We start from the raw sequence: 20,957 nt of genomic DNA, 5'->3' as shown, positions 1-20,957 counted from the left end.
TAGTTTTAATATAATGCTTGCCATTAAACTACTACAATGATAGCCGAATAAATTTCCGAGCTACAAATGAAAGAACAAAACACGACTACACGTAGAACATTTGTCAAAAATTCGGTCAAGACCGCAGCTGCAGGTATGGTATTTAGTCATTTGCCAATATTTTCAAGCGCAAATGTTTTCGGCCAAGAAAAAATAAAACTTGGGGTCGTGGGCTGTGGGGGTCGAGGTACGGGTGCTGTTTTTCAGGCTTTGACTGCATCTGAATCAGTGGTGTTAGTAGCTATGGGCGATGTTTTTCAGCACGAACTGGATAATAGTTTTAATAGAATTTCCAAAGATTTCCCCAATCAAATTACGGTATCAAAAGAAAGGCAATTTTTGGGTTTAGAGGCATACAAAAATGTCATTGATGAATGTGATGCGGTAATTTTGGCAACACCGCCCGGTTTTCGCCCTGAGCATTTTGAATATGCCGTCAATTCGGGAAAACACGTTTTTCTTGAAAAGCCTTTGGCCGTAGATGCACCGGGGTATCGAAAAGTTATTGAAGTAGGTGAAAAAGCCCATCAAAAGAATTTGAACGTGGTTGTAGGCCTTCAATCCAGATATGAAATTGCCCTTAATAAAATGGTTGAAAAAATTCATGAGGGTGAACTTGGAGATTTACTTTCAACCGATGTTTATTATAATTTGGGTAAGGCAACTGTTTATCCGAGAAAAGAAGGTCAGACAGAACTTGAATATCAGATAAGTAATTGGCATTATTTCAACTGGCTCTGGGGCGGACAACTTGCAGGGCAAGCCATTCATCAAATCGATGTAATTAATTGGATCAAACAAGATTACCCTATAAAGGTTAGTGGAATGGGCGGGCGCGCCCAATTGAAGGGCCCGAATCATGGCGAAATTTTCGACCATCATTATGTTGAATTTGAATATAAAGACGGTACAAAATTACATGTGCAATGCCGTCAGATGGACAATTGTAGCCATCGCATCGGTTTTAATGTACAAGGTTCAAAGGGTAGGGCTGATGAAAGGTTCCAGCTTTTTGATTTATCAGGAAATAATTTCTGGCGTCATCGCGATAAAGATGATCCCTCTTCTTCACAAATAGAGCAAGATGTATTTATAGGTGCGATAATGGGCACTAAACCCTATGTGAACAACACTAAGTACGGGGCTGAAAGTACCTTGACTACAATTATGGGCCGCATGGCAATAGAATCGGGTGAGATTATTGAGCTGGAAAAGGCCAGAGCCTCTAATCATAGCATCGTTCCAGTAGATATGGATTGGAATATGAATATGCCAAATGCCCCCTTGCCCGATGGTAATTATCGCATACCAAAACCTGGCGATATCGTATTATAATAATCAAAATAAATAAGCAGAAAAATGAAATACACTTTCACATTATTATTCTTAGTTGGTTTGGGTCACCTAGTGATGGCTCAAGAAAGCTACAATCTTTCTGAAAAAAGCTCTTTAACTATTGATGGTACTTCTACTGTTCATGATTGGACGGTTAACGCAAACGTTTTAGAGGGTCAATTGATATTAGCTGATGACCTTCCAAAGAAAATTGATTTTAATGTAGATGTAGAAAATATAAAAAGTGAGCGCGGCCCTACTATGGATAGTAAGATGCATGCCGCTCTAAAGATGGAGAGTCATCCAAAAATTGTATTTAATCTTGAGGAGGTGAAAGATAAATCTACTTTGATCGGTAATTTGACCATTGCAGGTAAAGGTAAAAAGGTCGAAATACCTGTGGATATTCAAAGTTCAGAAGGGAGCATGCAAATTTCTGGGGAACATAAAATCACTTTGAAAAATTACGGAATTGAACCGCCAACAGCCATGTTCGGGCAGATCATTGTAGGCGATGAGGTGACTGTGAAGTTTGATTTACAATTTTCGGAATAACGGTCTCAATGAAATTGGAGAATCGAATAAAGCTTTTGGCTAAAGCGCATTTTCAGCAATTCGTTGAAGTACGTAGATATCTTCATGCACATCCTGAACTTTCATTTCAAGAGCAGAATACATCGAACTACATTAGGCAACAACTAAAAAAAATCGGCATTAACGATGTGAAACCAGTAGCACAAACGGGGCTTTTAGCTAGTGTTACGGGTATGGGTGAAGGTAAGGCCGTTCTTCTTAGGGCCGATATAGATGCCTTGCCGATAAATGAAAAGAACCAAGTCTCCTATTCTTCAAAAAATAAAGGAGTTATGCATGCTTGTGGTCATGATGCGCATGTCGCTTCATTGCTTTTGTGTGTAAAAATTATAAAAGAGCTTGAAGAAACGTTTGTTGGTAAAATTTACTTTTTATTTCAGCCCGGTGAAGAGTTGATGCCCGGTGGAGCTACCCTTGTTATGAAAGAGGAAGCCTATAAAAATATAGAGGGTATTATTCATATCGGTCAACACGTTAGGCCAGATATGCCAGTAGGAAAAGTTGGTTTTCTACCTGGTAAATTCATGGCCAGTATGGATGAACTTTTTTTGACCGTAAGGGGGAAAGGAGGTCATGCGGCCATGCCCGAAAAAGCAGTTGATCCGGTCTTAATAGCCTCACATATCATTGTGGCGGCACAACAGCTGGTCAGTCGTATGTCTTCTCCGAAAATACCGTCGGTTTTATCTTTCGGTAAAGTAATTGCAGATGGGGCGATTAATGTTTTGCCCGACGAGGTTTATATTGAAGGCACATTTAGAACTTTTGATGAGTCATGGAGAAAAGATGCACTCCAAAAACTAAAAGCCTTGGTAGAAGGCATGGCGGAGGCGATGGGGGGAAGTTGTGAGCTCAGGATCAATCACGGATACCCGCATTTGGTAAATGATAAGAACCTAACAGAAAATCTTAGAGCCGCGGCAAAGGTTTATATGGGTGAAGAAAATATGATGGAAATTGACCAATGGATGGCAGCGGAAGATTTTGCATATTATTCTCAAAATAATCCAGCTTGTTTTTACATGTTAGGCGTAGGAAATGAAGAAAAAGGAATAGTATCAGGTCTTCACACACCAACATTCGATTTAGATGAATCGGCTATTGAAATCGGTGGCGGACTCATGGCTTCGTTGGCACTGAGCTGTCTTAACGATTCATAATTTTTTTGCCAAATCTTAAGATTATCCATAATATTTAGTGTGAATGGATGGAGAAAGGCAAAATTACGCATTAATAATGCAAAAATAGTGGTTGTCTGCATCGCTCGAAAATGACTAAATTTAATAGTTTAAGACCAAAACCCTCAAGATGAAATATAAAGTTGCCATAATTGTAGTTTTAGCTATTTTGATAGGTACGCTTTACGCTTATAAGAAGGGGTTCTTTGAAAAAGGAAAAGATGAATATGCTTCAATGAAATTGCCTGAGACCGTTGACTATAACTTTCATATTAAGCCCATACTTTCAGATAATTGTTACACTTGCCATGGCCCTGATGCAAATAAAAGAAAAGCGGGTCTTCGTCTAGATGTTGAGAATATTGCCTTTTCTGAGCTTCCGGAAAGTCCGGGTGAATATGCGCTGGTATCTAAAAATATACGTGAAAGTAAGGCTTATCAGGTTATAGTTTCCGATGAAGCTGGTGAAATGATGCCTCCTCCCGATTCAAAGCTATCCTTGAATCCGTACGAAAAAAAACTTATAAAAAAATGGATTGAACAAGGTGCTAAGTTCGAAAAGCACTGGGCTTATATTACACCTGAAAAATCCGAAGTACCAGAAAACGAAATTTCAGAATGGGGCCAAAATGAAATAGATGGTTTCATCTTAGAGAAATTAGAGGAACAAAACCTTCAGCCGTCCGGTAGGGCAACAGATGAAACTTTGATACGTAGAATTAGTTTGGATCTTACGGGTCTGCCACCTGATACCGAAAATGTACAAGCTTTATTAAAAGACACCTCCGAAGATAAAATCTCAAAGATTATTGATGAATTTTTGGCCTCCCCTGCATATGGTGAGCGCATGACCCAATCTTGGCTCGATGTTGCCCGTTATGCCGATTCACACGGCTATCAAGACGATAGTTATCGAACGATGTGGCCTTGGCGCGATTGGGTTATTCATGCATTTAATGAGAACCTGCCCTATGATGATTTTTTAAAATGGCAACTGGCAGGCGACCTTTTACCGAATGCTACTAAAGAACAGATATTGGCTACGGCATTTAATAGAAACCATCCGATAACTCAAGAGGGCGGGGTAATACAAGAAGAGTATCGAACAAATTATGTGTTAGATAGAACCAATACCCTGGGTAAAGGTATTCTAGGCCTAACGTTGGAATGTGCCAGATGCCATGATCACAAATATGATGCAATTTCACAAAAGAACTATTTTGAAATGTTCGCCTTTTTTAACCATGTTGATGAGAAAGGTCTTCAAATGGACGCCGTTCAGGCAAAGAATCAAAAATTCTTTGCTGACCCGCCATTTATAACAATATCTGCAGAAGAGACAGAAGGTGTGCTTTCTTTTATCAACATGAAAAGAATTCCTGAATTGAACGTAATGGTGATGAACGATTCCGCACCCAAAACGACTTTTATATTGAACAGGGGAGAGTATGATCAGCCTACCGATTCGGTAATGCCTAGTACACCTGAAACTATTTTTGCATTCTCTGAAGAGTTGCCGAAAAACAGGTTAGGTCTAGCCAATTGGTTGACCGATACGAATAACCCGTTGACGGCACGCGTATTCGTGAATCGAATCTGGGGTATGTTGTTCGGTACGGGCTTGGTAGAGACTTCGGAAGATTTTGGAGTTCAAGGTAGCCTGCCTACCCATCCGGAATTACTTGATTGGCTTGCTGTCGATTTTATGGAGCACCAATGGGATATCAAGTACTTGTTGAAAAAAATTATGCTTTCGGCCACCTACCAGCAAAAATCTGAGTTGCTACCAAAACTTAAAAAAGCGGACCCAGAGAATAAATGGCTAGCTAGAGCTCCACGTTTTCGAATGAGTGGCGAGATGATCAGAGATTATGTTCTTGCGACTAGCGGACTTTTAAACAAAGAGATCGGAGGCCCGAGCGTAAGACCTTATCAACCCGAAGGTCTATGGGAAGAAACCAATGCAGGCGGCAATCGTGGAGTGCTGACAAAATATATACCTGATGAAGGTGAAGACCTTTATCGTCGCTCGTTGTACACCTTTTGGAAACGTACCCTGCCGCCGCCGTCAATGACCATTTTTGATGCACCGAACCGTGATTTCTCTGAAGTGCGAAGGCAAAAAACCAACACACCATTACAGGCCTTGGTGCTACAGAATGATGTGCAAATATTAGAGGCCGCACGGGTTATGGCGCAACGAATGATTACCGATAAACCCGATAATAAAGATTATGTGACCGAGGTGTTTCGCCGTATTTTAGTAAGAACACCTAGTAAAGAAGAGTTTCTTACCCTTACCGATTACTATCATGATGCACTAACTATATACCAGAATGATGTTGTCGAAGCGGAGAAGTTAGTAGCTGTGGGCAACTATGAACAACTGAAAACAGACCCTAGCAAAACAGCAGCCCTAATGTTGACGGCTCAGGTAATTTACAATTTAGACGAAACTATTACCAAAGAATGATACCATGAAAGAAAACGAGAACAAAAAGGAAAATCCCTTAAAGGTCAACAGACGTCATTTCTTTTCGCAATTGAGCGTGGGGATCGGTTCGTTAGCTTTGGGGTCATTGTTGATACCTGATTTGTTCAAGGGCAATGAGAAGGGCCAAGCTGGTATGCCTTTGGGCATACCCCATTTCGCTCCCAAGGCCAAGAGGGTAATTTATTTATTTCAGGCAGGTGCACCTTCACAATTAGAGACTTTCGATTACAAACCTACATTGCGTAAACGAATGGGAGAAGATTTACCTGAATCTATACGAAACGGCCAACGTTTGACCGGTATGACCGCCAATCAGGACAAATTTCCTTTAATGCCCCCTGCGGTAGGGTTTAGCCAACATGGCCAAAGCGGTACTTGGATCAGCGATTACTTTCCGCATATTGCCAAAATAGCGGATGATATAACCGTGGTAAGAAGTATGCATACCGAGGCCATCAATCATGACCCCGCGATTACGTTTTTTCAAACGGGCAGTCAAATTTCCGGTAGGCCAAGTATGGGTTCTTGGATGAGTTATGGTCTAGGTAGCGAGAATAAGAACCTTCCATCTTTTGTGGTTTTGACCTCAAGGGGAAAAGGCAATAGTCAAGGGCTCTATTCCAAATTATGGTCCAGCGGGTTTTTAGACTCAAAACACCAAGGGGTATTGCTCCGGTCAGGTAAGGATCCGGTCTTATACTTGAACGATCCTGATGGCATATCTCGATCGGACAAACGACATCTACTTAACGAGGTTTCCGAGTTAAATAAATTACATCATGTTGAGACGGGTGATGATGAGATAGAGTCGCGAATAGCCCAATATGAAATGGCGTACCGCATGCAAATGTCGGTTCCTGATGTCATGGATGTTTCAAAAGAACCTGAATCTATAGTGAAACTATACGGCGAAGATTGTCAAGTGCCGGGTACTTATGCCGCTAATGCATTACAGGCAAGAAGGTTGGCCGAAAATGGAGTCCGGTTTATACAATTGTACCATCAAGGTTGGGATCAACATGGTAACCTACCTGATGAAATGGCCGGCCAGGCGAAAGATGTTGATCAAGCCTCTGCCGCTTTGGTCATGGATCTGAAACAACGTGGCATGCTAGAAGATACATTGGTAGTGTGGGGCGGTGAGTTTGGCCGTAGCAATTATTGCCAAGGTAAATTCGATGAAGCCAATTATGGGCGTGACCACCACCCTCGGGCCTTCAGTATTTGGATGGCTGGCGGCGGTATAAAACCAGGTCTTAATTACGGTCAGACTGATGAATTCGGTTACAATGTGGTCGAAAACCCCGTTCATATTAACGATTTTCATGCGACTTTAATGCATGCTTTAGGTCTTGATCATGAGCAACTGACTTACAAATATCAAGGCCGACGTTTTCGTTTGACCGATGTAGCCGGTAATGTTGTAAAAGACCTCTTAGCATAGATAAATGACGCACTTCTTAAAAAGTCGTTGGGTCGATTATATTATTTTAGGGCTTTCGGTATTTCTCATATTCTGTCTCGTTTTTGAGTCTTATATAGAACTACCTCGATTTGTATCATGGCTTGGTCGGTGGCATCCGTTAGTTTTACATTTTCCAATAGTTTTATTATTACTTGCCATATTTTTGGGTCTTACAGGTCGAGAGGTGCCTCGATTATTGCTTTTTACCGCAGTGCTGTCGGCTCTTATTACTGCCATTTCAGGATTTTTTCTGGGGAAGGAAAGTCTAGTAAAGGGTGATTTGCTTCTATGGCATCAATGGCTTGGGGCCGGGGTGGCCCTCGTAGCTGCTATTTGGTATGCATTGAGCAAAATAAGGGAAGAGAAAATGATATTGTCCAAGACTCTGCAAGGCGTACTTCTCGTCCTCATTGGTTTTACAGGGCACTATGGGGGCATGGTCACCCATGGGGAAGATTTTTTAGCCCTTCCTATCGAAAAAAAACAGAAAGAACTACCTGAGAACCCATTGATTTATGGTGACGTAGTTACTCGAATATTGGATGAAAAATGTGTTTCATGCCACAATCCGAACAAACAAAAAGGAGAATTGTTATTGACCGATCTTGCTAATATTTTAAAGGGAGGAGAAAACGGAAACACTGTAATTCCCGAAAATTTAGAAGAAAGTGAACTGATCAAACGACTTCATTTGCCTATTGAAGATGAAGAGCACATGCCGCCAGAGGGCAAGACACCTTTGACCGATGTTGAAATAGAGATTCTAGAACGATGGATTGCATTGGGTGCTTCCGATACTGTTCGATTATCCGGTCTTAAAGAACCTGAACCTTTAATCGGCCTTGTCAGATCTTTAAGGGAACCTGACCCTTCGGGAAAATGGGCTAATTTCCCGAAAATAGCAGATAGTACTTTGCAGAATCTGTCGTCTGATTATTTGTCTATTAATCGTGTGGCCAGTAATACCGATGCATTGAGTGTTGATGTGTATTTAGCGCCTGAATACGATAGTAAACCGATAACGAATTTAAAGAGAGTTGCAAAAAATATTGTAGAGCTCGACTTGAGTGGCCTGCCCATAGGATCTTTAGAAATTGATATGGTGAGTCTCTGCACCAACCTAGAATGGTTAGAACTGGATAAAACACCTGTTGGTGATGAAGATATTGAGAAATTGATACCTCTAGAGCACTTAAGACTTCTTAAAATATATGAAACCTCAATAAACGATAAGAGTCTTTTGGCACTGAAGAAGCTTAAAAATTTAAAAAGACTTTACCTTTGGGGTACGGGCATTTCTGATTCTGCATTGAAAGAATTTAATAAAGAAAGGCCTAATATGTTGATTGATAACGGTATCGACCCCGAAACTGAAGCATTTTTTGTTGCAAACGATACCATAGTAGATAATAAAGAAGAATGAAATTTGATTTAAAGAATAAAACTGCGATTGTAACCGGAGGTGGAAGCGGTATAGGTCGCGCCATTTCAATGACGCTTGCATCACATGGTGCCACGGTACATATTTTCGAACTCAAGACAGAGGTTGCCGATGAGGTGGTCAAAGAAATAGAAGCCATGGGAGGTAAGGCGTTGTCGCATAGTTGTAATGTGGCCTCCCAAGCTGATGTCAGAAATTGTGTTACTGCCATAGGAGGAAAAGAAGCAATTGATATTTTGATAAATAATGCAGGCATTGCCCATATTGGTAATGTAGAGAAAACTGCGGAAGAAGATTTTGACCGAGTTTACCATGTGAATGTTAAAGGTGTTTACAACTGTATTCATTCTGTTATTCCTTACATGAAAGAAAAGGGCGGAGTCATTATAAATATGGCTTCTATTGCTGCTACGGTGGGCATAAATGACCGATTTGCCTATTCGATGTCTAAAGGTGCATCTCTAACGATGATGTATTCGGTGGCAAAAGATTATTTAAGTTATGGTATTCGCTGTAACAGTATATCGCCGGCCCGTATACATACACCTTTTGTAGACGGATATTTAAAAAACAACTTTCCTGACAATTCAGATGAAAAATTTGAAGAACTTTCCAGAACGCAGCCTATAGGCCGTATGGGTAAACCGCAAGAAGTAGCAGATTTGGCATTATATCTTTGTTCAGATGAAGCTTCTTTTATTACCGGAACAGATTTCCCCATTGATGGAGGATTTATTCGTTTGAACGGTGACTAGGGGCTAAGGTGTCAATTTTCTTCCGTAAAGAAAAAAGAAAACGGTTTCATATTGGTCTCCGAGACTGTCGCGTAACTTATTGTATGCCTTTCTTATTTGGGCTTCTACCGTACGTATAGAAATTGAAAGGTGTTCTGATATTTCTTTATTGGTAAGCCCTTCTTGTTTGCTAAGGGTGAAAATTTCCCGGCATTTGGGAGGTAGTTTTTCGACCTCCTTCGAGAGTAAACTAAGAAACTTTTCTAGCTTATATTCATTGGTCTCTTCAATAACCTCGAACATATATTTGTAATATTTATCTTCAAGAGGTAGCAATTTTTTCCCCTGTCTGTATTCGTCAACAAACTCATGATAAGCCATTTTGTAAAGAAAGCTTTGAATCGAATAGCCCGATTTTAGTTTCTTTCGAAAGCGCCACGTTTTAATGAACGTATTTTGTACAATATCTTGGGCAACGGTACGGTCGTCAATTAGAGTAAGGGTGTAAGCGAAAAGTTTACCATGATATTTTTCAAGTAAATAGATATAGGCACTTTCTTTACCTCTGCTTAAATCGTTTATCAATACCTCATTGTTATCGTAGCTTTCCATATTGATGATATACTAATTTTTAAACCTGATTATTGGTTGAATATAAAAAAATATAGAGAATAAGTAGGTGTATCGTAAAATTCAATCGTATTAATTATAAAGACAATCTATTTTTTCTATGAAATCAAGTCCCCTTGAGACCTTACTGGCCAAATTTTTAGGTAATTCTGCCAAGGGTGAAGATTTAGATGAACTCAATAGGTATTTCGAAGATGATAATTACAAGAGTTTTATAAAGAATTATTTAAAAACGCATTTTGTTGTTTTATATAAAATGAATCGACCCAACTTAGAAGAAACAAAAAAAGAGTTGCTAAGGGAAATAAGGAGAGACAAAAAACTCACTCTTAGAAGAAATATGTATCAAGGTCTTCGTTATGCAGCAATTTTGGTATGTTTTCTGGCAATTGGTATATACATGTTCAATAATGCCGATCAAACAGTTGAAACCAAAATCGAGTCTAAGGAGAATGCTATCACTTTAGAGCGTTACGATGGATCGGTAGAAGAGATTTCTGAAACAGGAACATCAGCGATAAAAAGCAAAGACGGAAGGCTAATAGCAAACCAAACGGGGAATAAAATTACTTTCAATTCAGCTGAGGTAAGCGAAACTGTAAAGTATAATACCATTTCGGTGCCCTACGGTAAAAATATAACCATAGCACTTTCCGATAGTACCGAAGTCACCATGAACGCAGGTAGTCGAATGACTTTTCCCGAGCAGTTCGTGAAAGGTAAAAAGCGTAAGGTAAGACTATCTGGTGAGGCCTTCTTCAAGGTCAGTCATGATGCGGAACATCCATTTGTGGTCGGCCTTGATAGTTTAGATGTTCAGGTGTTGGGCACGACATTCAATGTGGCAAATTATGAGGAAGATACTACTACCGAAGTCGTTTTGGTTTCGGGGTCTGTACAATTGGTTGCGAATGTTTCCGATAAAACGGAGAAAATAATTCTTAGCCCTGGCTTTAAAGGTACTTTTAATAAAGCAACTTCTAGAATAGAAACGGTAGAGGTGCCTACCGATCTATATACTTCTTGGGTCAATGGGTATATTGTTTTTCGCAATGCTCCCTTTAGAAACATGATGCAAAAACTAGAAAGGCATTACAATGTTACTATATCGAACCCCGATGGGTATTTAGAAAACGAGAAGTTTAATGCTACAATAGATATACAGCACGAATCTATCAGTCAAGTATTAGAATACTTTAGTAGAATTCACAATATTCATTTCGAGGTCGATAACGACCATATAACCATTTTAAAAAACGATTAGCGTATGAAATAAAGCTTCATAATGATGGCACCAAGAAATTGATTGCTGCCGCCGAAAACTAAAAAAAATCGGAGGATGTTCGTACCATCCCCCGATTACAGGCGATTATTAATAATAACCACTCTAGATACTCAAAATTATGAAAAAACGGTTGAATTCCGCAGAACCTAGATTTTGCAAATTCAAAATTAAGATGAAACTATCGCTATTACTCATTACGGTGTCAATTGCGATGCATGCCAAGACCACTTATTCCCAAAACAAAATTACACTTGATTTGGAGAATGTAACCTTATTAAGGGTAATTGATGAAATTGAAGCCAGCACAGACTTCAAGTTTATTTTCAATATTGAAACTGTCAATACCGAAAGGGTTTTAAGCTTACGTGTACGCAATGGGGAAATAAAGAGGGTTTTGAACGAATTGTTCGGGCAAAATTCTAATATTGAATATGAAATCTATCGAAAAAAAATATTGCTCTTACCAAGTAAGGTCGATAAGTTTTCTGATACGGGCAATCTTTCGCCCCCTCAAGAGGTACAGGTAACCGGTACAGTAGTCGATTCGCAAGGCTTGCCCTTGGCAGGGGTCAATATTGTCGAAAAGAGCACTTCGAATGGTCAGATATCTGATTTTGACGGTAACTATGCGATAAGTACTAACGGTAGAGAAGCTGTTTTGGTCTTTAGTTACCTGGGTTTTGAAACACAAGAGGTATTGGTGGGTGATTCTACCGAAATCAATGTTACCTTAAAAGAAAGCGCTCAAGGTCTCGAAGAAGTTGTCGTTGTAGGTTACGGTTCAGTAAATAGAAGTGACCTCACGGGCTCTGTTTCTACGGTAGACGCCGAAGAAATTACTGCCCTGCCAACTACAGATGTACAGCAAGCTCTAAAAGGTAGGTCTGCTGGGGTTCGTGTGACCCAAAATTCTGGTCAGCCAGGTTCTTCGGTTCAAATTCAAATTAGGGGCGGTAACTCCTATTTAGGTGATAACAATCCACTTTATGTAGTAGATGGTTTTCCTATTACAGGAGGTATTGAATTTTTAAACCCGTCCGATATTGAAACCATCGATATTTTAAAAGATGCCTCGGCAACTGCAATTTATGGATCTCGAGGTGCCAATGGGGTGGTAATGATTACGACCAAAAAAGGTAAGAAAGGGCAGCGTGGTGTAGTCGATTTACAAAGCTATTATGGCATTCAGAACGTCATAAACACCTACGACCTGCTTAATTCACGTCAGTTTGCCGAATTAGCGAATGTTGCTGCGGTTAACGAAGGTTTGTCAGAACCTTTTGATTTAAACAATTTGCCCAATGTAGAGACTGATTGGCAAGACGAAATTTTCAGGTCTGCACCAATTCAAAGTCATACGTTGACATTCTCCGGAGGTAGCGAAAACTCATCCTATTCGGCTTCAGCCAATATTTTTGAGCAAGAGGGTATCATTTTGAACACAGGTCAGCGAAGAGGTTCAATACGCTTGTCTTTAGATAATCAGGTCAATGATTGGATCCGTTTAAGCGCAAATACCGTACTGACCAGGTCTAAAATCGATAGGGCAAATGTGAACAACGGAAACTCAGGCAATAATATTTGGTCTGCGTCACTTCAGGCGCCACCGACCGTTTCACCTTTTGATGCCGAAGGAAATTATAACGAAATCGACTTCTATGATTTTAGTCCGGTTTCTATAAGTAATCCATTACTATATACCGAGGTGAAGGACCAAGCGTTGACTTCAAAAATTTTAGGGAATATTGCGGTAGAGTTTGAACTTGCCAACCGATTGAAATTGAAAGTTCTCGGGGGTACCGAACAAGAGTTTAGAGAGCGTAATTTTTATTCTCCGTCTCTTTTAGTGAAAAGAACCCCTCAAGGTTCCGCTAGTTTCGATATGTTTAGGGGTATTTCTTATTTGAACGAAAACACCTTGTCTTACGATACGACTGTAGGTGAAGACGATAAGTTATCTGCTGTTGCCGGTTTTACGGTACAGACGTTTAGAGGGAAAACGAATGGGTCTAGTGCGACCGGTTTTTCTACCGATATTTTAGAGGATAACGCTTTGGGTACGGCAGAGAGTACATTGCCGAATTCAAGTGACGTAAGTGACTGGAAATTGTTTTCTTGGTTAGGAAGGGTCAATTATAGTTTAAATAACAAATACCTATTCACTGCCAGTGTAAGGGCCGATGGATCTTCTCGTTTTGGCGAAAACAATAAGTGGGGTGTTTTCTCATCTGGGTCATTTGCCTGGAGGTTGAGCAACGAAGAGTTTTTGTCGAACTGGGAAGCACTTTCAGACCTTAAACTTCGTGTTGGGTATGGGGAAACCGGTAGTACGGCCATCAATCCATATCAATCATTGAATACTTTAGGAGAAGCTAGAACCACTTTCGGTAACTCCGATGTTGTAGGTTTTGCGAACGTATCGGCTCCTAATCCCGATTTGAAATGGGAAACAACGGCGCAATTGGGCACCGGTATCGATGCCTCTTTCTTAAATGGCAAGTATCGTTTTACAATTGACTATTACAAGAAAAATACGAAGGATCTCTTAGCGATTATACCGCTTCCTGGATCTACGGGTTTTACTTCATTGGTGACAAACCTAGGTGAAATTGAGAACTCGGGTATGGAGTTCAGTGCTGGTGTGACCATCGGGAAAGAAGATTTTACATGGGATATTAATGGACAGTTATCCTTCAATAAAAATGAAGTAATTACCATTGGCGAAGATATTTTCGGAGGTTCTTTGGACATACCTTTTAACTCTCCCGTGAACATTGCACGTGAGGGAGAGCCCTTAGGTATTTTTTATGGCTTTCTTGAAGATAGTTATGATGACCAAGGTGTAATTCAGTATAAAGATTTGAACAATGATGGTGAGGTGACCAACGAAGACCAAACCGTGCTTGGTGAGCCGTATCCAGACTTTATCTACGCTTTGAATACGACGCTTAACTATAAGTCGTTGAGCTTGAATCTTTTCTTCGAAGGTTCTGAAGGGAATGAGCTTTTTTGGGCAACCGGCGGATATATAGCCAACTCGTTCAGTACAGGGGGCAATCAAATTGTTGATGTTTATAATGATTATTGGACACCCCAAAACACTGATGCGGCTTATCCTGCACCTAGTGAGAACAGGGCACAATTGAGAACTTCTGACAGGTTCGTTAAAGATGCTTCTTACCTGCGTTTAAAGAATGTGAAACTTGCATATAACATTCCTGTACAAAGTATAAAGCCCGCATTGGCCGGCTTACAGGTTTATTTAAGTGCTCAAAATGTTTTCACGGTTACCGATTTCCCGGGTCTAGACCCAGATGTGAATACTAGAGGGGGTACGGGAGATTTAAGAATTGGTATTGCACAGACCTCATACCCAAGTTCGAGAACGATTACACTTGGTATGAACCTGAAGCTTTGATTTTTACTTAATAATTTAATGAGATGAAAAACAATATAATAGTAATGAGCGGCCTTATCTTCGGTCTGTTTTTCACGGCATGTGAAGAAGCATTGGTTGAAGAGCCCGAAAGTCTTTTGGTCAAAGAGAATTTTTATAAAAATGAAACGGATGCATTCTCGGCTTTAGCCGCTGTTTATGGCACATTTCGTTCTGGGGGTGAGCGGTACTTTCCAGTGACCTATTTTATGGCGACCCTTGAGAATAGAGCTGAATATTCTAATGGGCGTGGTAGTCAAGCTGGATTTAGTATTTATGACGGACCTTTAGACAATACGAGTCAAGAGCGTGTTTTCGCAGCCTACAATGATATTTACCTAGGCATTAACCGAGCGAATTCAGTGATTTCTAATGTGGCCCAAATTGAAGATATGAAAGAGGATCTTCGTGACCAATACGTGGCCGAAGCCCGTTTTTTAAGAGCCTTCTTTTATATGAACTTGGTGAAATATTGGGGTGGAGTACCTTTGAGAACAGAGGAATTTGTTAGCTTAGATCAAATACCTGCTCCCAGAGCTACGACTCAAGATACGTGGGAATTTATCATTAGTGAACTGAATGCCGTCATCCCTGATTTGGCAGATAGTTTTGCCGATGCCGACGCAGGTCGTGCAACTTCTTGGACGGCCAAAGCCGCACTTGCCGATGCGTATTTAGATACCGAAAATTGGCAATTGGCAGCAGATACGGCCGATGACATAATTGTAAACGGCCCGTATGCATTGGTAGAGGTAGAGGTGGCAGACGATTTTCTAAACATATACGGGCCTGAAGTGGTAACCCATTCAGAGGATATTTTTTCTGCCCACTATTCAGAGACCAATGGTATGGATGTGCCCAGGTTTATACATAGAGCAAATACCGGTTTTTCCATAGGTGGTTTTCACGCTTGGTTGCCGGTAGAGAATTCCATATTAGGATCTTGGGACACTAATGATTTGAGAAGACAGTTCAGTTTATATACGGAGTACCTCGATGAAGATGGAGTGCTGCAACCGTTACCTGAAGATTCTCCGTTGCTATTCCATAAATATAGAGATCCGGGTGCCGCCAGTGGGCCACAGAGTCGAAATAACATACCTTTTTATAGACTTCCGGAAATGTACCTTATTTATGCCGAAGCTACAGCTGAGGCCAATGGTGCACCGACTCCCCTTGCCACCGAAAGATTGAATATCGTTCGTAGAAGAGGATATGGGTTGCCGTTAAATGCCGCTTCGGCAGAAGACTACCCCATTGGTATGTCAGCTACTGATTTTAAAAATACGGTGTTGAACGAAAGGGTTTACGAAATGAATTTGGAGATGAAACGTTGGAACGACCTTTTAAGAACGGGTAGGGCACAAGAATTCGTAGAAGCCACCGGAAAAACCTGGAGCGATGTTTCACTACTGTTACCATTACCGGTTGACGAAATAAACAATAATCCGGCCATGGGTCCTGGTGATCAGAACCCTGGGTATTAATTGTGAAAATTGTTAGTTGATGTTAGTTTTTGTACCAGGTCGTTTGTTGGCGGCCTGGTTCATTTTACAAATCGATATTAGTTCAATTATCTGAAAACTTAGAATGATAAAATTCCAACTACCAAAATCTAAAATCTTACCATTAGCTTTTTCCTTTCTCTTGTTTATAGCCTGCAAGAAGCAAGAAGAGGTGCTACCTACAAAACCAAACGTGCTGATAATTCTGGCCGATGATTTGGGGTATGGCGATATTGGGGCATATAATCCCGATTCTAAAATACCTACTCCCAATTTAGACCAATTGGCCAAAGAAGGAATGATGCTAGAGAACGCCTATTGTCCCGTATCGGTTTGTTCGCCATCTAGATTTGCATTAATGACAGGGGTTTACCCTTGGCGAAGCTGGAACAAACATGGGGTAATGCGTAATTACGAACCCTCTATGATCGATGCTGATATGGTGACCTTGGCAGAAATGTTCCAACAATCCGGTTACCGAACGGGCGGATTTGGAAAATGGCATTTAGGAACTACCTTTCCAACTCTGGACGGTGAAAAACCAATGGGCTATGGAAAATTCTATGCTGTAAATAATGGGGCCAATCTCGATTTTTCTAAACCGGTTACCGATGGCCCTACAGACCATGGTTTTGACCAATGGTATGGCTTTAGTTGTGCCAGTGAATGTTGGGTTTTCGAAAATAATAGGGTCGCCGCTTATTTAGAACATGATTATTACACAGTGGAAGAAGCCCCTGGTTCTGATAAGTTAAAGCCCATTCCTATGGATGGTTTTCTAAGTGAAATCACCAATAGGTCGCTCGATTTTATCTCAGAGAACGCCAAGAAAGAAAAGGAGCCATTTTTTCTGTACTATGCGCCTTACGTGCCACATGTTCCATTAACTGTAAGCGCACCATTTTTAGGAAAAACAGAGGCCGGTACATACGGCGATTATGTACATGAATTGGACCATTACATCGGTAAACTTTTAAATGAGCTGGAGGAAAAAGGGTTAAAAGAGAATACCATCGTTCTATTTGCCAGTGACAACGGCTCGGTATTTCGGGAAACTGATAACAAAATGAAGGCTTCGGATGACAATAACAGGGTTCCCGGTCATTATAAAGATACCATCGGTGATAGCTATCCACATACCACAAATGCTGCCGATAAACATTTTCCTAATGGAGAATTAAGGGGATGGAAAAGAACAGGCTGGGAAGGTGGCGTAAGAACCCCTTTCATCGCCAGATGGCCTGGGCATTTTCCAGAAGGCGTTAAGAGCGAGGCAATTTTTGCATTGAATGATATTTTGCCTAGTCTCGGTTCAATGTTGCAATTCGATTTTCCTGAAGGGATGAAAATGGATGGTGAGAACCATTTCGCAGCATTGAAAGGAGAAAAAGGAGGTAGAGAATCCGTAGTTATTCAATCGGGTAATAATGTATTTGGTTATCGAAAAGGTGATTGGAAACTTATTGTATTGCGAGACACATCTGATGAGGCGATCAACGGTTATTTCTATGAACTTTATAATTTAAGGGAAGATCCTCAAGAGTTGTCGAATGTAGCGAAAAAACATCCGGAAAGAGTAGCCGAATTACATGACGAATTAGAACAGTACCTTTAACTAACTAGCACCCTCTTTTTGGGTGAAAATAATATACCATGAAAATATTTAAACATACCAAAATACTTGCCTGTCTCATGCTGACAGGGTTTCTTTTGATAGCCTGTAAAGAGGAGAAAGCCGTTGTTGATGAGAATCTGCATACGGCAGATGTTATCGTTTATGGGGGTACTTCCGCTGCGGTGACTACGGCTGTTCAAGCCAAGAAAATGGGAAAATCGGTTATTCTGGTTTCACCCGACAAACATTTGGGAGGGCTTTCTTCTTCAGGATTGGGTTATACCGATACGGGTAATAAAGAAGTAATTGGCGGACTTGCCCGTGAGTTTTACCAAAAAATATATCAGTATTACCAAAAAGATGCCACGTGGAGGTGGCAGAAAAAGGAAGAATACGGCAACGAAGGTCAAGGTACGCCTGCCATTGATGGCGCGAATAGAACCATGTGGATCTTTGAACCGCACGTGGCCGAGCAGGTATTTGAAGATTTTATTTCAGAAAACGAGATTATCGTATTTCGAGAAGAATTATTGGATAGGTCTAACGGGGTAGCCTTGACAGATGGTAAGATTACATCTATAGAAACGCTATCGGGCAAAAAGTTTGAAGCAAAGGTGTTTATTGACGCCACTTACGAGGGTGATCTTATGGCTGCCGCTGACGTAACCTATACGGTTGGTCGAGAAGCTGGCGATACCTATGACGAAGAGTGGAACGGAGTTCAAGTCGGGGTTTTGCACCATCAGCACCATTTTGGTGAAATGAACATCAGTCCATATAAAATTCCTGGCGATAGTACCAGTGGGGTAGTGCCAGGGGTTTCTACCGAGTATCCTGGAAAAAGATGGGAAGCTGATAAAAGAGTTCAGGCATACAATTTTCGTATGTGCTTGACCAAAGAGGAAGAGAACCGAGTGCCCTTTGAAAAGCCTGAGGGCTATAATCCAGAAAATTACGAGCTATTGGCTCGTGTGTACGAAGCGGGTTGGGATCAGACTTTCAACAAGTTCGACCCTATACCAAACCTAAAAACCGATACCAACAATCACGGACCTTTTAGTACGGATTATATCGGAATGAACTACGACTATCCAGAGGCAAGTTATGAAAGACGTGCTGAAATAATCAAAGACCACGAGAACTACCAAAAAGGATTGATGTATTTTGTAGCTACGGATTCACGAATTCCGGAAAAGGTGCAAAATGAATTCAAGCAGTGGGGCTTGGCCAAAGATGAATTTAAGGATAATGGAAACTGGCCGCACCAAATCTATGTTCGAGAGGCAAGAAGAATGATCGGGGAGTATGTAATGACAGAAAACGATATCTTAGGAAAGCGCGAAGTGCCCAATTCTATCGGAATGGGTTCTTATACTATGGACTCCCATAACACTCAACGTTACATTACGCCTGAGGGTTATGTTCAAAACGAGGGTGATATTGGGGTACACGCCGAAGAACCGTATAAAATTGCTTTGGGTACCATCTTGCCCAAAAAGCAAGAAGTAACTAATTTAATTGTTCCGGTAGCTGTATCAAGCTCTCATATTGCATTTGGCTCTATTCGTATGGAACCGGTATTCATGATTTTGGGTCAGAGTGCTGCTGCATTGGCCGGGCTCTCCATTGATCAGAAAAAGGCGGTGCAAGAGGTAGCGTATTCTGATTTAGAGACCGAATTATTGAAAGAGGGGCAACGTTTAGCGACTCCCGAGAAAAAGGAAAAATAGTACAAGAAGTATATGATTTCATTTTTACTTTCCATAGTTGTTTTGGTGATAGGATATTTAACCTACGGTGTCTTCTTGGAAAAAGTATTGGGTATCGATAAAAATCAGGAAACCCCTGCTTATAAATTAAGGGACGATGTAGACTATACCCCGTTGCCGACTTGGAAGGTTTTTATGATTCAATTCTTGAACATTGCAGGTTTGGGGCCCATATTTGGGGCCATTGCCGGAGCGATGTTCGGGCCATCCGCTTTTTTGTGGATTGTATTGGGTAGCATCTTTGCCGGGGCGACCCACGATTATTTTTCAGGTATGCTTTCGGTAAGACATAACGGACTTAGCATAAGCGAGGTGGTGGGTATCTATTTAGGGCCTAGAGTGAAACAATTAATGCGAGTTTTCACCATTGTGCTGCTCATCTTCGTGGGTACGGTATTTCTCGTTGGTCCCGCTAAAATAATCGAAGGCTTGACCGAGCAAAGCTTGGGGGTATCCTTTTGGGTATTGCTGATTTTAGTGTACTATTTTTTATCGACCTTGTTACCAATAGATAAACTGATAGGCAAATTGTATCCTATATTTGGGTTGGCGATGTTAATTATGGCCTTGGGCTTATTTGTAGTGCTGTTGACAGGCGATTATGTTATTCCCGAACTTACTCTGGGTAATTTACGGAATATGACCTCCAATCCAAGTGAAACCCCCATATTTCCTGTGCTCTTTGTAACTATTGCCTGTGGTGCCATTTCCGGTTTTCATGCGACTCAATCCCCTTTAATGGCACGTTGTATGAGAAATGAAAGCAACGGCAGGGTTATTTTTACGGGAACCATGATTACCGAAGGTGTTGTAGCCCTGATTTGGGCGGCAGCGGCAATGGTGTGTTTTGGTGATGTGGCTGCGCTCAATTCTACCATGATGGCAAATAACGATAATGCTGCCTGGGCCGCCAACGAGATTACCCTAAGTATGTTGGGGCCCGTGGGTGGTGTGCTTGCAGTTTTGGGCATTATCGCGGCGCCTATTACTTCAGGTGATACTGCTTTTCGGTCATGTCGATTGATTTTGGCCGATATACTAAAGTTAGACCAAAAGAAGTACCTGAAACGTTTTTATATAAGCCTTCCTCTTTTTGTCATTGCCTTTGCCCTGACGCAGGTTAATTTCGGTATTATTTGGAGGTATTTCGCGTGGAGCAATCAAACCCTGGCGGCAGTGGTACTTTGGACGATTACGGCCTATCTGATTTTTCATAAAAAATTATACATCGTATCCCTTGTGCCGGCAATTTTTATGACGATGGTCTGCACGACCTATATTTTAATAGCTCCAGAGGGTTTTTCATTAAACAGTACGTATGCCTATTGGGGCGGAGCTCTAATAACTCTTTCGGTGATGGGGCTTTTCGGTTGGTATGTCTCTAAGGGTAAGGTGCAAATAGCATGACCAAAGTATGAAGTTGCCTTTGTTCTTATT

The 20,957-nt window shown here is 41.0% G+C and carries 14 protein-coding genes; 13 read left to right on the top strand and 1 reads right to left on the bottom strand.

Annotated features, from left to right (window positions below; all coding sequences use genetic code 11):
* The first annotated feature begins 66 nt into the window (after positions 1 to 66).
* The 7 genes from IV512_RS07745 to IV512_RS07715 all read left to right on the top strand — a co-directional run bounded on the left by IV512_RS07745 (position 67) and on the right by IV512_RS07715 (position 9,301).
* The gene (locus tag IV512_RS07745) at positions 67 to 1,374 is read left to right on the top strand and encodes a Gfo/Idh/MocA family protein (RefSeq protein ID WP_209402133.1); all 1,308 of its coding nucleotides are present in this window, start codon (positions 67 to 69) and stop codon (positions 1,372 to 1,374) included.
* Between the two features lie 24 nt (positions 1,375 to 1,398).
* Positions 1,399 to 1,929, top strand: coding sequence for a YceI family protein (locus tag IV512_RS07740; RefSeq protein ID WP_209402131.1), 531 nt, complete (start codon positions 1,399 to 1,401; stop codon positions 1,927 to 1,929).
* A gap of 8 nt (positions 1,930 to 1,937) precedes the next feature.
* Entirely contained in the window at positions 1,938 to 3,128 is a 1,191-nt protein-coding gene (locus IV512_RS07735; protein WP_209402129.1) for a M20 family metallopeptidase, read from the top strand.
* 148 nt (positions 3,129 to 3,276) lie between these two features.
* Positions 3,277 to 5,619, top strand: a complete 2,343-nt coding sequence (locus IV512_RS07730; RefSeq protein WP_209402128.1) for a PSD1 and planctomycete cytochrome C domain-containing protein — start codon at positions 3,277 to 3,279, stop codon at positions 5,617 to 5,619.
* A 4-nt stretch (positions 5,620 to 5,623) separates the two neighbouring features.
* Positions 5,624 to 7,084, top strand: coding sequence for a DUF1501 domain-containing protein (locus IV512_RS07725; RefSeq protein WP_100870926.1), 1,461 nt, complete (start codon positions 5,624 to 5,626; stop codon positions 7,082 to 7,084).
* A 4-nt stretch (positions 7,085 to 7,088) separates the two neighbouring features.
* Entirely contained in the window at positions 7,089 to 8,528 is a 1,440-nt protein-coding gene (locus tag IV512_RS07720; protein WP_209402126.1) for a c-type cytochrome domain-containing protein, read from the top strand.
* Complete coding sequence (locus IV512_RS07715; protein WP_209402124.1) at positions 8,525 to 9,301, top strand: SDR family NAD(P)-dependent oxidoreductase; 777 nt, start codon at positions 8,525 to 8,527, stop codon at positions 9,299 to 9,301. Before IV512_RS07720 ends, IV512_RS07715 begins: the two co-directional genes overlap by 4 nt.
* 3 nt (positions 9,302 to 9,304) lie before the next feature.
* On the opposite strand, the gene IV512_RS07710 is transcribed toward IV512_RS07715, so the two are convergent.
* Positions 9,305 to 9,892 carry an RNA polymerase sigma factor gene (locus tag IV512_RS07710; RefSeq protein WP_209402122.1) on the bottom strand — a complete coding sequence of 196 codons (588 nt, stop codon included), beginning with the start codon at positions 9,890 to 9,892 and terminating at the stop codon, positions 9,305 to 9,307.
* Positions 9,893 to 10,010: 118 nt separating this feature from the next.
* Here IV512_RS07710 and IV512_RS07705 point away from each other — a divergent pair, with 118 nt between their 5' ends.
* From IV512_RS07705 to IV512_RS07680, 6 genes are all read left to right on the top strand, one after another.
* The gene (locus IV512_RS07705) at positions 10,011 to 11,174 is read left to right on the top strand and encodes a FecR family protein (RefSeq protein ID WP_209402120.1); all 1,164 of its coding nucleotides are present in this window, start codon (positions 10,011 to 10,013) and stop codon (positions 11,172 to 11,174) included.
* A gap of 193 nt (positions 11,175 to 11,367) precedes the next feature.
* Positions 11,368 to 14,613 (top strand): TonB-dependent receptor, encoded by a 3,246-nt coding sequence (locus IV512_RS07700; RefSeq protein WP_209402118.1) that lies wholly within the window; start codon positions 11,368 to 11,370, stop codon positions 14,611 to 14,613.
* Between the two features lie 23 nt (positions 14,614 to 14,636).
* Positions 14,637 to 16,118, top strand: coding sequence for a RagB/SusD family nutrient uptake outer membrane protein (locus IV512_RS07695; RefSeq protein ID WP_209402116.1), 1,482 nt, complete (start codon positions 14,637 to 14,639; stop codon positions 16,116 to 16,118).
* A gap of 103 nt (positions 16,119 to 16,221) precedes the next feature.
* Positions 16,222 to 17,751, top strand: coding sequence for an arylsulfatase (locus tag IV512_RS07690; RefSeq protein ID WP_209402114.1), 1,530 nt, complete (start codon positions 16,222 to 16,224; stop codon positions 17,749 to 17,751).
* A gap of 38 nt (positions 17,752 to 17,789) precedes the next feature.
* Entirely contained in the window at positions 17,790 to 19,481 is a 1,692-nt protein-coding gene (locus IV512_RS07685) for an FAD-dependent oxidoreductase (RefSeq protein WP_209402113.1), read from the top strand.
* A 12-nt stretch (positions 19,482 to 19,493) separates the two neighbouring features.
* The gene (locus IV512_RS07680; protein WP_209402112.1) at positions 19,494 to 20,927 is read left to right on the top strand and encodes a carbon starvation protein A; all 1,434 of its coding nucleotides are present in this window, start codon (positions 19,494 to 19,496) and stop codon (positions 20,925 to 20,927) included.
* Positions 20,928 to 20,957: the final 30 nt, after the last annotated feature.

The organism is Pseudozobellia sp. WGM2 (assembly GCF_017810075.1).
Taxonomy (GTDB): domain Bacteria; phylum Bacteroidota; class Bacteroidia; order Flavobacteriales; family Flavobacteriaceae; genus JADNYK01.
The sequence above is the reverse complement of the archived record's forward strand: the minus strand, read 5'-3'. Positions and strand labels throughout refer to the sequence as shown.